This window comes from Amycolatopsis camponoti, from assembly GCF_902497555.1.
GTDB classification, from domain to species: domain Bacteria; phylum Actinomycetota; class Actinomycetes; order Mycobacteriales; family Pseudonocardiaceae; genus Amycolatopsis; species Amycolatopsis camponoti.
On sequence record NZ_CABVGP010000001.1, the window covers coordinates 4,231,018 to 4,242,873 of the forward strand.

11 protein-coding genes are annotated in these 11,856 nt (G+C 71.0%); 5 read left to right on the forward strand and 6 right to left on the reverse strand.

Features of this window, described 5'->3' with window-relative positions:
• Positions 1 to 36: 36 nt before the first annotated feature.
• From AA23TX_RS19825 to AA23TX_RS19840, 4 genes are all read right to left on the reverse strand, one after another.
• Positions 37 to 702, reverse strand: coding sequence for an SGNH/GDSL hydrolase family protein (locus AA23TX_RS19825; RefSeq protein WP_155543980.1), 666 nt, complete (start codon positions 700 to 702; stop codon positions 37 to 39).
• Between the two features lie 68 nt (positions 703 to 770).
• Positions 771 to 1,367 (reverse strand): ClpP family protease, encoded by a 597-nt coding sequence (locus tag AA23TX_RS19830; protein ID WP_155543981.1) that lies wholly within the window; start codon positions 1,365 to 1,367, stop codon positions 771 to 773.
• A 124-nt stretch (positions 1,368 to 1,491) separates the two neighbouring features.
• Complete coding sequence (locus AA23TX_RS19835) at positions 1,492 to 2,472, reverse strand: malate dehydrogenase (RefSeq protein ID WP_155543982.1); 981 nt, start codon at positions 2,470 to 2,472, stop codon at positions 1,492 to 1,494.
• Positions 2,473 to 2,659: 187 nt separating this feature from the next.
• On the reverse strand, positions 2,660 to 3,091 hold the full coding sequence (locus tag AA23TX_RS19840) for a MarR family winged helix-turn-helix transcriptional regulator (RefSeq protein WP_155543983.1): 432 nt from the start codon (positions 3,089 to 3,091) through the stop codon (positions 2,660 to 2,662).
• Positions 3,092 to 3,189: 98 nt separating this feature from the next.
• Here AA23TX_RS19840 and AA23TX_RS19845 point away from each other — a divergent pair, with 98 nt between their 5' ends.
• The 4 genes from AA23TX_RS19845 (at position 3,190) to AA23TX_RS19860 (ending at position 5,685) form a co-directional block, all read left to right on the forward strand.
• Positions 3,190 to 3,594: a nuclear transport factor 2 family protein gene (locus AA23TX_RS19845; RefSeq protein ID WP_155543984.1), complete on the forward strand. Its 405-nt coding sequence runs from the start codon at positions 3,190 to 3,192 to the stop codon at positions 3,592 to 3,594.
• Entirely contained in the window at positions 3,591 to 3,968 is a 378-nt protein-coding gene (locus tag AA23TX_RS19850; protein WP_155543985.1) for a VOC family protein, read from the forward strand. Before AA23TX_RS19845 ends, AA23TX_RS19850 begins: the two co-directional genes overlap by 4 nt.
• Entirely contained in the window at positions 3,959 to 4,813 is an 855-nt protein-coding gene (locus tag AA23TX_RS19855) for an LLM class F420-dependent oxidoreductase (protein WP_196425382.1), read from the forward strand. Before AA23TX_RS19850 ends, AA23TX_RS19855 begins: the two co-directional genes overlap by 10 nt.
• A gap of 242 nt (positions 4,814 to 5,055) precedes the next feature.
• Positions 5,056 to 5,685 (forward strand): DUF4360 domain-containing protein, encoded by a 630-nt coding sequence (locus tag AA23TX_RS19860; protein WP_230862580.1) that lies wholly within the window; start codon positions 5,056 to 5,058, stop codon positions 5,683 to 5,685.
• Between the two features lie 55 nt (positions 5,686 to 5,740).
• Here the strand turns inward: AA23TX_RS19860 and AA23TX_RS19865 are convergent, their stop codons facing one another.
• Positions 5,741 to 7,834 carry an FUSC family protein gene (locus tag AA23TX_RS19865; RefSeq protein ID WP_155543986.1) on the reverse strand — a complete coding sequence of 698 codons (2,094 nt, stop codon included), beginning with the start codon at positions 7,832 to 7,834 and terminating at the stop codon, positions 5,741 to 5,743.
• The gene (locus AA23TX_RS19870) at positions 7,831 to 10,956 is read right to left on the reverse strand and encodes a GH92 family glycosyl hydrolase (protein ID WP_155543987.1); all 3,126 of its coding nucleotides are present in this window, start codon (positions 10,954 to 10,956) and stop codon (positions 7,831 to 7,833) included. Before AA23TX_RS19870 ends, AA23TX_RS19865 begins: the two co-directional genes overlap by 4 nt.
• Positions 10,957 to 11,014: 58 nt before the next feature.
• Between AA23TX_RS19870 and AA23TX_RS19875 the strand changes: the two genes are divergently transcribed.
• Positions 11,015 to 11,770 carry an alpha/beta fold hydrolase gene (locus tag AA23TX_RS19875; protein WP_196425383.1) on the forward strand — a complete coding sequence of 252 codons (756 nt, stop codon included), beginning with the start codon at positions 11,015 to 11,017 and terminating at the stop codon, positions 11,768 to 11,770.
• Positions 11,771 to 11,856: the final 86 nt, after the last annotated feature.

The following is an 11,856-nucleotide window of genomic DNA, read 5'->3' on the forward strand; positions in this document are numbered from 1 at the left end:
TGCACGCCCAAAACCCCGCTATGGAACAAGAACCTCTCAGGCGATCAGGCTGAGCCAGGCGTCCGCGAGTGCGGCGTGCCCGGCTGGGGTGAGGTGCACTCCGTCCGCGGACCAGCGTTCCGCGCCGGTTTTCGCGGCGAGTTCGGCGAACATCGCGTCGGCGGCGAGCAGTTCCGCGCCGTACGCCGTCGCGAGGTCCCGGACGGCCTGGATCTTCGGGTCGAGGCCGGCACGCCATTCTTCGCGCACGGCGTCATCGATGATCATCGTGTCGTCGACGCCGGCTTCGACGACACCTTCGACGGGCAGCAGGAACGGTTCGATGAGGATCAGGTCCGTGCCCGTGTCGGCGAGCGGGGCGAGGATGCGGTCGTAGCCGGCGGCGAACTCGTCGGTGGAGACTTTGCGGGCGTCGGGTTCGAACGTGTGCCGGCCGTTGTCGTTGACCCCGACGAGGACGGACACGAGGTCGGGGTGGGTGTCGAGGACGTCGGTGCGCCAGCGGGCTTCGAGGTCGGCGACCGTGTTGCCGAAGTGCCCGGCGTTGAGCCAGGTGATCGGCCGGTCGGGGTGGCTGAGGCTCCAGTAGCCCGCGGCGAGGGCGGTGTAGCTGGATCGGTCTTCGCCGCCGGGGCGCCAGAGGTCGGTGATCGAGTCGCCGGTGAAGAGCACGGTGCTGTGGGGTTCGAGGGTGATCGTCATGGGGTCGAGCTTGGTGGGCGCGGCTGGCGGGGGACGCACAGCGGGCTGGCATCCCCCGCCGGGGCGTGTCAGGCCGTGGCAGTGCGCTCGTGGGTGACGATGTGGTCGACGAAGCCGTAGGTGAGGGCTTCGTCGGCGTCGAACCAGCGGTCGCGGTCGGCGTCGGTGGTGATGCGTTCGATGGTTTGGCCGGTCTGGGCGGCGGTGATCTGGGCGATGCGGTGCTTCATCTTGCCGAAGACGGCGGCCTGGATGGCGATGTCGGTGGCGGCGCCGCCGATGCCGGCGGAGGGCTGGTGCATGACGATGCGGGTGTTGGGCAGGAGGTAGCGCTTTCCGGGGGTGCCCGAGGAGAGGAGGAACTGGCCCATGGAGGCGACGAAGCCGAGGCCCCAGGTGGAGACGTCGGGTTTGACGAGCTGCATGGTGTCGTAGATGGCCATGCCGGCGGTGACGGAGCCGCCGGGTGAGTTGATGTAGAAGGTGATGTCCTTCGCCGGGTCGTCGGCGGCGAGGAGGAGCAGCTGGGCGATGATCCGGTTGGCGACTTCGTCGGTGACTTCGGAGCCGAGGAAGACGATGCGGTCGCGCAGGAGCTGCTGGTAGACCGATTCGTCGGAGGCTTGGCTCGGGGTGTGCATGTCGGGTAGGGCGAGAAGGGTCATGGGGCGACGGTAGGGCGGTGGCTCCGGTGGGCGGGGCGGGTTTCGCTGTGGGCGTGTGGTGTTCGCGGGACGCGAAAAAGGGCCGCCGTCCGGTGTGGACGGCGGCCCTTTTTCGCGTGGTGGCTCAGATGAGGCCGAGCTTCTGCACGGTGTCGCGTTCCTCGACGAGCTCGGCGACGGAGGCGTCGATGCGGGCGCGGGAGAAGTCGTCGATCTCGAGGCCCTGGACGATTTCGTACTTGCCGTCCTTGGCGGTGACCGGGAACGAGGAGATGATGCCCTCGGCGACGCCGTAGGAGCCGTCGGAGACGACGCCGGCGGAGGTCCAGTCGCCTTCGGGGGTGCCGTTGACCCAGGTGTAGACGTGGTCGATGGCGGCGGAGGCCGCGGAGGCGGCGGAGGAGAGGCCGCGGGCTTCGATGATGGCGGCGCCGCGCTTGGCGACGGTGGGGATGAAGTCGCTCTCGAGCCAGGCCTGGTCGACCTCGACGGGCTTGCCGCCGACCTCGGCGTGCTGGACCGAGGGGTACTGGGTGGCGGAGTGGTTGCCCCAGATGGCGAGCTTCTTGAGCTCGGTGACCGGGACGCCGAGCTTCTTGGAGAGCTGGGCGAGCGCGCGGTTGTGGTCGAGGCGGGTCATCGCGGTGAAGCGGTCGGCGGGTACGTCGGGGGCGTGCGACTGGGCGATGAGGGCGTTGGTGTTGGCGGGGTTGCCGACGACGAGGACCTTGATGTCGGAGGCGGCGCCGGCGTTGATGGCTTCGCCCTGGGGCTTGAAGATGCCGCCGTTGGCTTCGAGGAGGTCGCCGCGCTCCATGCCCTTGCTGCGGGGGCGGGCGCCGACGAGGAGGGCGATGTTGGTGCCTTCGAAGGCCTGCTTGGGGTCGTCGAAGATGTCGATGCCGGCGAGGAGCGGGAAGGCGCCGTCGTCGAGCTCCATGGCGGTGCCCTCGGCCGCCTTGACCGCCTGCGGGATCTCGAGGAGCCGCAGCTTCACCGGGACGTCCTGGCCGAGGAGCTGACCGGACGCGATGCGGAAGAGCAGCGCGTAGCCGATCTGGCCGGCGGCGCCGGTGACGGTCACGTTGACAGGGGCTTGGGTCATTGCGGTTCTCCAGCTTGAGACGACTTTGGCTAGTGGTTGGAGCCTATCTCTCCTCGTGGTCGCGGGCCGGGTGCGTCCAGTCACTCTCGCACCGGTCGCTTTCGGGGGTCCGGGTGGCGAAGCCCCCGGCCCGGGGCGAAGCCCCGGTTGGCGCAGCTCGATCAGGGGTCCGGTTGGCGCAGCTCGATCAGGTATCGGTGACGTTGGCGGCGAGGCGGTGCAGGAGGTCGGCGAGCTGGGCGATCTCGGTGTCGGACAGGCCTTTTCGCATGCGTTGGTCGTGGGCGATGGCGGCGGAGGCGAGGCGGAGGAAGAGCTGTTCGCCTTCGGGGGTGAGGGTGACGAGGTGGACTCGGCGGTTCTCCGGGTCGCGGCGGCGGGTGACGAGGCCGGCGGTTTCCATGCCGTTGAGGTGGTGGGTGAGGGTGGCGCCCTGGATGCCGACGGCGTCGGCGAGTTCGCGCTGGTTGGCGACGGGGCGGGTCTTGAGGGAGATGAGGATCTGCCAGACGGGCTGGGAGCCGCCGGCGGCGGCGAGGGCCTGGTCGAAGGCGCGGCCTGCCGTCTTGGCGGTGCGGGCGAGGACGACGCCGATGGGGGTGGTGGTGGGTGCTGGCACGGGGGTGACCCTACCGCAGAAGCAGAGAGGTCTAAGCGTTTGACATCTAATGGTTAGACATCTAACGTTTGTCGCATCGAACCGGAAGGGGAAGTGCGATGAGCATCGAAGAGCAGGTCCGCGAGTTCGGCCGGGTCTGGGCCGCGGCGGAGGAGCGCGGGGACACCGAGGCCCTGGCCGGCCTGGCCGCCGACGGTTTCCGCCTGGTCGGCCCGCTCGGCTTCGTCCTGGACCGCGACCAGTGGCTGGCGCGCTACAGCGGTGGCGACCTCGTCACGGAGAAGCTGGACTGGGAAGAGGTCGAGGTCCGCGACTTCGGCACGACCGCCATCGCGATCGGCGTGCACGACCAGGTCGCGAAGCACCGGGGCAACCCGGTGAACGGGCGGTTCCGCGCCACGCACGTGCTGGTCCGCGGCGACGACCGCTGGCGCCTGGCGAGCATCCACCTGAGCCCGATCGGCGGCCCGCCGCCGTTCGCGGCGGGCGGGGCCGCGCGATGAGCGTCGAACTGAACCACACCATCGTGTGCGTTACCGACCGGGAGAAGTCGGCGGAGTTCCTCGCCGGGATCCTGGGCCTGCGGACCGAGCCGGTCGACGGGCCGTTCGTACCGATCCGGCTCGCGAACGGCGTCACGCTCGACTACCTGCGTGTGGATCGCGTGACGAGCCAGCACTACGCGTTCCTGGTCGGCGACGACGAGTTCGACGCCGCGCTGGCGCGGATCGAGGCGGCCGGCGTCACCTACTGGGCCGACCCCTTCCACGAGCGGGCCGGCGAGGTCAACGACCTGAACGGCGGCCGCGGGATCTACTTCGAGGATCCCGACGGCCACAACCTGGAACTGCTCACGAGGGGGCAGCCGTGCGGGTGAGCATCGGAGTCACGGACTTCTCGTGGCCGGACAAGCTGACGGACGAACTGGCGACCATCGCCGTGGCGGCCGACGACGCCGGGCTGGACACGCTGTGGGTGGCCGACCACCTCCTGCAGGCCGACCCGTACAGCACGCCGGATTCGGCGATGCTCGAGGCGTACACGACGCTGGGGTTCCTGGCCGCGCGGACCGGCCGGATCGGGCTGGGCACGATGGTCTCGGCGGTGACGTTCCGGCCGCCCGCGCTCCTGATCAAGGCGGTCACGACGCTCGACGTCCTTTCCGGCGGGCGGGCGCGCTTCGGGATCGGCGCCGGGCACCACGACGGCGAGGCTCGGGCGATGGGCCTGCCGTTCCCGCCCGCGGGTGAGCGCTTCGAGCGGATGGAGGAGACCGTCCGGCTGGCGCTGCGGATGTGGTCGGGGGACGAGTCGGCGTTCGAAGGGGAGCACTACCGCCTGGACCGTCCGACCGGGATTCCGCGGCCGGTGCGGCGCCCGAAGGTGCTGATCGGTGGGGCGGGTGAGCGCAAGACGCTGCGGCTGGTCGCGCGGTACGCCGACGCGTGCAACGTGTTCGACATCCCGGACGGTGGGAAGACGGTGCGGCACAAGCTGTCCGTGCTGGCCCGCCACTGCGAGGACGTGGGGCGGCCGTACGGGGAGATCGAGAAGACGATCAGCACACGGTTGTCGCCCGGTGAGTCCGCGGAGTCGTTCGCGCGGCGGTGTGCGGAGTTCGCGGCGTGGGGCATCGAGCACGCGGTCGTGATCACGGCGGGACCGTGGTCGGCGGCGGGGGTCGCGACGCTGGGGCGGGCCGCGGGCCTGCTGGCGGGGTGAAACGATCAAGCCCGGACGTCGCGGGGTGATCGCGGACGGCGGGCGGCGGTCCGGGGGCGCGAAATCGTTTTCCGGTCGTATTTCTTCGTGTTCGCGATAATGGCGGACCGAAATTATCGGTATACCGCGTGGCGGGACGGCAACTGCGTGTTGCTCCGTTCAGCGGGGTTTCGGACCATGATCGATTCGCTACCATGGTCGACGCCCCCGTACCCAATTCGAATGTATTGGGAAGGATTCCGATGCTGTCTGCGGTCGTTGCTGCCGTAATGGCGCTGTCCTCTGTGGTCACCCCGCATTCGTGGAACACTCCTCCGCCGCCCGACAAAATCGTCATCGACGTCGTGAACGCCAATGGCACGGGTTGTCCGGCCGGCACGTCGGCGGTCGCGGTGTCGCAGGACAACACGGCCTTCACCGTGACCTACAGTGCCTATACGGCGCTGGTCGGGGTCGGTGCCGGCCCGCTGGACGCCCGGAAGAACTGCCAGATCGGCCTGCGGGTGCACGTTCCGCAGGGGTTCACCTACGGAATCGCGCAGGCGGACTACCGCGGATTCGCCCACCTGGAACGCGGCGCGACAGGCCTGGAAAGAGCGAACTACTATTTCCAGGGCAATTCTCCGACGGCCTACATCCAGCATCCGTTGACGGGCGCGTTCGAGGACGACTGGCATTTCACCGATTCCACGGAGGTGGGTGCCATCGTGTTCAAGCCGTGTGGTGAGGAACGCAATCTGAACATCAACACGGAATTGCGCGCCGCGGCCGGGACGTCGGATCCGAAGAAGACGACGAGCTACGTGACGATGGACTCGACCGACGGCAGCATCACGACGACGTACCACTTCGCGTGGCTGGTCTGCCCGTGATCGCGACACCGTGAGCAGCGGGGCGGCGCGGTGGCGAGCCGTGCCGCCCCGGCGGTCACTTCTTCGCGGGGGCGCGGGGATCGGTGGCCTGGACGTCGAAGACGCGGCCGAGGGAGACGAGGGCCTCGTCGAGGTGGCTGAGGCTGGAGAGGACGGCCCGGGTTTCGGCCTGCTCGATGCGGTCGGCGACCGGGGTGCCGTCGTCGCGCACGAGCGTGCCGGGTGTGGGGCCACCCGGCGCGTCGAGTGCTTTGCGCAGGACGTCGATGTTGGCCAGCAGCCGGTCGGTGAACTGGCGCAGGCGGTCGGCGCTGGCGCCGGTGAGCTGCCCGGGCTGGGCGCGGGCGGCGACGTGGCGGGCGCGGAAGGCGATGGTCTCCAGCGTGGTGAGCACGTGCCAGCCGTAGTCGCGGCGGGCGCTGCGCAGGTTGACCGGGTGGGTGAGCGGTTCGATGGTGGTGCGGACCTGTTCGACGGCGCGGTCGAGGTCGCGGGAGAGCTCGATGATGTTGACGTTCTGCTCGCCGGCGAGCAGGTCGCGGGCTCGCTCGAGGAATTCGGCCAGCTCGTCGAGCACGGCGGAGACGTCGTCGAGCATGACCGAGCGGGTGCGGACCGGGACGATGACGACGGCGGCGAGGATGCCCGCGGCGGCACCGACCGCGGTTTCGGCGACGCGGATCCAGAGCACTTCGAAGCTGAACGTGCCGAGCAGGCTGTAGAGCAGGCCGAGCATGCTGGTGATGAAGAACGCCATCACCACCTGGGAGACGCGGGCGGTGTAGACCATCCCGAACACGCAGACCAGGATCAGCGCGAGCGTGGCCGGGATGCTGCCGGCGACCAGCAGGGCCAGCAGGACACCGCCGACGATGCCGATGAGGGTGCCGCCGAGGCGGCGGACGCCCTTGACGAAGGTGGCGCCGGCGCTGGAGGCGCCGATGAACACGACGAAGACCGTGAGGACGGCCCAGTACCAGCGCTGGTGCGAGACGAGCTCACCCCCGAGCACCGCCAGCCCGCCGCCGACGACGGCTTGGATGGCGCTGCGGGTCTGGTTGTCGTAGGCGAACTTCGGCGCCGGTTCGTCCTCGCCGTTGTCCTCGTTCTCGAGCGGGTCCGGAGCGGATTCGGGGGCGGCGGCGCGCTGGGCGCGGTCGTCGGCGAGCGCGAGTTCGGCGAGCGCCTTGCGGACGCCGTCGCCGGGAGCGGCGTGTTCGTCGATGCGGCTGCCTTCGACGAGCATACGGCTGTACTCGCCGGTCTGGCTGATCAACGGGAGCTCGCGCGGGTCGCGTTCCATGAGGGCGCGGAAGCGGGCGAGCCGGGCGATGAGGTCGTCGCGGACGTCGGTGGTGAGCTCGTCGGAGCAGGTGCGCTGGACGGTGATCGCGAGCCACTGGAGGGCGAGCTCCACCTCGATGGCGCGGCGGCGCAGGCGGTCGGCGGCACGGGCGTCGACGACGTCGGGGGCGGCGTCCTCGATGAGGAGGACGCACTCGTGGAGCCGGGCCAAGGCGCTGCGCAGCTGCTTGCGGGTGCGTTCGCTGCCGCCCACGGCGAGGTGGGCCTCGGCGGCGCGGACGACGGCGGCTAGGCGGGCGCGGAAGGCGCGGCGAACGCGCAGGAACTCGGCTTCGGCGTTGTGGCGCAGCAGGACGAACCGGACGACGGCGTTGGCGAGCACGCCGACGCCGAGGGCGATCAGCAGCTGCGGGACCTGCGCGAGGTGGGCCTGCAGGAACATCGGGAAGAAGAACAGGAAGAAGCCGATCGAGCCGAGCGCGGTGCCGCGGGGGCCGAAGCGCTGGGCGTAGACGGCGACGAAGATCAGCAGGACGAACACGATGCTGTCCATCGGCGGCAGCGCGGAGCCGAGGCTGGCGACGGTGATGGACGCGGCCCCGGTGAGGAACGCGAGCACGAGGGTGACGGCCTGGCCGCCGGGTGCCGGGTCGTTGACGGTGAACGCCGTCATCATCGCGGCGATGGCGCCGACCAGCATCACGGTGAGCGGGAAGTGCGCGGGCAGCAACGCGGCCACGGCGAGGATGATGCCGAGGACCGCGGAGCCGGCCAGCCGCAGCCGGACCAGGCCGGGGTCGGCGGCCGCCAGCCGGTCGAGGGCGGCGGTGCGGAAGTGGTTCATCGGGCGAGCAGCTCCCACTGGGCGAGGGTGGCGCGGCGGCCGTGGGTGGCGGTGATCCGCAGCCGGTAGTGCGGGTGGGCGGCCGGGGTGGCGAGCGCGAAGGGCCGGGTCTGGCGGCGCCAGCGGAACAGCTCGCCGTGGCGTTCGTCCAGTGTGGACCAGGTTTCGCCGTCGTCGGAGCCTTCGAGGACCCAGGCGCTGGGGTCGCCGCCGCGGGCGCCGGAGGTGAGCGTGTACAGCGTGACTTCGCGAGGCTCGCCGGTGACGGTGAACTCGATCGCCGGGGTGGCGCCGCGGAAGGTGACCTGGGTGCGGGTGGTGTCGTCGAAGAGCGCGTCGAGGTTCTTGGCGTCCTCACTGGTGGCGGTGCCGGTCAGGTCGGACACCGGTGCGGGGTGCTCGGCGGGTGGCGGCGGGGCGCCCCAGCCGGTCGGTTCGGTGGTGAGGTCGAAGACCAGTTCGGCGCCGCCGGCCAGGGTGGCGTGGGCGATGGTCGTGGCGTCGTGCGGTTCGCCGTCGACGGTGAGGCCGCGGACGTAGACGGTCTCGTCCGTGTTGCCGGGGGCGCGGATGACGAGCGTCTTGCCTTCGCCCAGGTGCACGGTCGCCTTCTCGAACAGCGGCGAGCCGATCGAGTAGCGCGGGCTGCCGACGGCGAGGGGGTAGAAGCCGAGGGCGCCGAACACCCACCACGCGGACATCTCGCCGTTGTCCTCGTCGCCGGGGTAGCCCTGGCCGAGCTCGCTGCCGAGGTAGAGGCGGCGGAGGACCTCGCGCACGACGCGCTGGGCCTTCGCGGGCGCGCCGGCGAGGTTGTAGATGTAGGGGATGTGGTGCGAGGGCTGGTTGGAGTGGCCGTACTGGCCCATGCGGACGTCGCGGGCTTCGGTCATCTCGTGGATGAGGCCGCCGTACGCGCCGGGGCGCCGCCCGGTCTCGGGGGTGGCGAAGAACTCGTCGAGCTTGGCTTCGAGGCCGGCGTTGCCGCCGTGCAGCGCCGCGAGGCCCGGGCCGTCGTGCGGTGCGGTGAAGGCCGTGTTCCACGCGTTGGTCTCGACGAAGTCGCCGCCCCACGCGGCCGGGTCGTAGCCCTCGGGCGCGAACTTGCGGCTGCCGTCGCGGTTGCGGCCCTGGAAGAAGCCGATCTTCGGGTCGAAGTGGTGAACGTAGTGCTTCGCGCGCTCGCGGAAGTAGGCGGCGTAGTCGGCGTACGTCCTCGCCCGCTGCCCGGAGCTTTCCCGGGAAAGCTCCGCGGAGAGGTTGGCGAGGCCGAAGTCGTTGATGCAGCCTTCGAGCGCCCACGAGAGTCCTTCGTGGACGGACGTCGGGGTGTAGCCGAGGAAGATCGACCGGTCGAGGCCCTTGCGGCCGACCGAGCGGTGCGGCGGGGTGACGGTGGCGTTCTTCAGCGCCGCGTCGTAGGCGGCCTCGACGTCGAAGTTGCGGACGCCCTTGAGGTAGGCGTCGGCGAAGGCGACGTCGGAGCTGGTGCCGGTCATCAGGTCCGCGTAGCCGGGTGAGGACCAGCGGGAGATCCAGCCGCCTTCGCGGTACTGCTGGACGAACCCGTCGACCATCCGGCCGCAGTGCGCCGGGGTGAGCAGCGCGTAGGCGGGCCAGGTGGTGCGGTAGGTGTCCCAGAAGCCGTTGTTGACGTACAGCTCGCCGTCGACGACCTTCGCGCCGGTGCGCCGGCGGGTGCTCGGCCACCGCCGGGGCACCACCGGGCTGGCGTGCCGGATGCCCTTCTCGGTGTTCTCGTGCGCGACGTTCGGGTACAGGAACAGCCGGTACAGGTTCGAGTAGAGCGTCGTCCGCTGGTCCTCGGTGGCGCCTTCGACCTCGACGCGGCCGAGCTGCTCCTGCCAGAGGGCGCGTGCCTGGTCGCGGACCTGCTCGAACGTCGTCCCGGCGGGGATCTCCAGCTCGAGGTTGCGCTTGGCCTGCGCGAGGCTGATCAGCGACGTCGCGATCCGCAGCGTCGCGTCGGGACCGTCGAACTCGAAGTAGCCCGAGACGCGCCGCCACGGCGGGACCCGGACCTTGGCGCCGCGGGTGGCCGGGGCGTCGGTCACCCCGTAGAAGAACATCCGGCGCGCGCCGGCGGACAGGCGGCTGCGGACCCGGGTGTACCCGGCGATCACGCCGGTGTCGGCGTTCAGGCGGAGGCGGCCGCGGTTGGCGACGTTGTCGAACAGCAGCCAGCCGTGCTTGTCGGGGAACGTGAACCGCAGGATCGCCGCGTGGGAGGTCGGCGCGAGGTCGGCGGTCATGCCGTTGGCGAACCGGACGCCGTAGTGGTGCGGCGAGTCGGTCTCGTCCTCGTGGGAGAAGGCCAGGGCGCGCTTGCGGCGGTGGCGCTCGACCGGGCCGGTGCCGGGCATGACGTGGAAGGTGTGCCGGTCGCCCATCCACGGGCTGGGCTGGTGGCTCAGCGCCAGTGCCTGCAGCGCCGGGCGGTTTTCGGCGTCGTTGTGGCGGTGGTAGGAGTAGATCCAGTTGGTGACGCCGGCGTCGGTGACCGGGGTCCAGAAGTTGAACCCGTGCGGCACCGCCGTCGCGGGGAAGTTGTTGCCGCGGGAGAAGTCGCCGCTGGAGTGCGTGCCGCGGGTGGTGCGGACGAAGTCGACCGGGTCCCTGGACGGCTCGGGGCGTTCGGCGACGCGGACGTCGTCGATCCACCCGGTGATCTCCTCGCCGGGCGACGCCGTCCGCAGCACGACGCGGCTGATCCGGCGGCCCGCGAACGCCCCGAGCGGGCGCCGGACGAGGTTCCACTGGTCCACCCACAGCGTCTTGTCGTCCACCGGGTCGAAGCCGGCGGTCGTGCCGTCGGCGAACTCGACGTCGAGGGCGACCCGGGTGGCGTGGTAGGCGGGGATCTCCCCGTCGGACCGGGGGAAGACCACATAGGACAGCTCGGTGTGCCCGGTGACCGGGACATCGAGGTCGAACAGGACACTGCGCGGGCGGTCGGTGTAGCGCAGGGCCTTGGCCCCGGTGAAGCCGACGCCGGTCTTGGCCGTGGGGGAGCGGTCCGGGCCGCTGTCGACCGTCAGGGCGGAGTCCACCGGCTGCGGGTCACCGGTTTCGAAAGACGAGAAGAACACGGCGTCGGACATGCGCACACCGTATCGGCCGAACGGCGTAGCGTGTGCTCGACGCGGGGGGAGGTGCCCGGTGAGCACGCACACCGTCCGGCACGAGGGTGCCGAGCTGCGCTACGAGCTGCGGGGCGACGGCCCGCTCCTGCTGCTGATCGCCGGCCGCGGCGGCTACCGCGCCCGCTACGCCGAGCTCGCGTCGCGGCTCGCCGGCACGCACACGGTCCTCACCTACGACCGGCGCGGCCAGGGCAGCGACTTCGACATGGGCCAGCAGGCGCGCGACGCGGCCGCCGTCATCCGCGCCGCCCGCCCGGCGCGTCCCCGGGCGGCGGTGTTCGGCCAGGGCGCGGGCGGCTCGGTCGCGTTCGAGCTCGCCGCCCAGGTCCCCGACGTCGTGACCGAGCTGGTGGTCCACGAAGCCCCGGCGATCACCCTGCTGCCGGACGCGCCCAAGTGGCTGGCGCTCGCCCGCCGGGTCCGGGCCACCCACGAGCAAGAGGGCCTCGGCGCGGCGCTGGCCCTGGCCGGCCTGTCCCCGGCCGACTTCCCGGACACCGCGGCCGCCGAGCTGTTCCTGACCCGCGAGTTCCCGGCGGTGGTCCTGCACACCCCCGACCTCGACACGGTCCGCCGCACGGGCATCCCGGTGGTCACGGCGGCGGGGGAGACCAGCCGCGACACGTGCCTGGAGCAGTCGGCCCGGATCCAGGCGGAACACCTCGCGTGCCAGTACACGAAGTTCCCGGGTGGCCACCAGGGCTTCGAGTCCGACGCGGACGCCTTCGCCCCGGCACTGGGCACGACACTGGCCCGGCTCCGCCGCCTCTGACCGGCCCTCCAGGTACGCGAACCGACTGTCTGGGTACGCGAGCCGGCTGTCTGGGCGGCTGCCGAACTGCCAGCGGTGCACGGGAG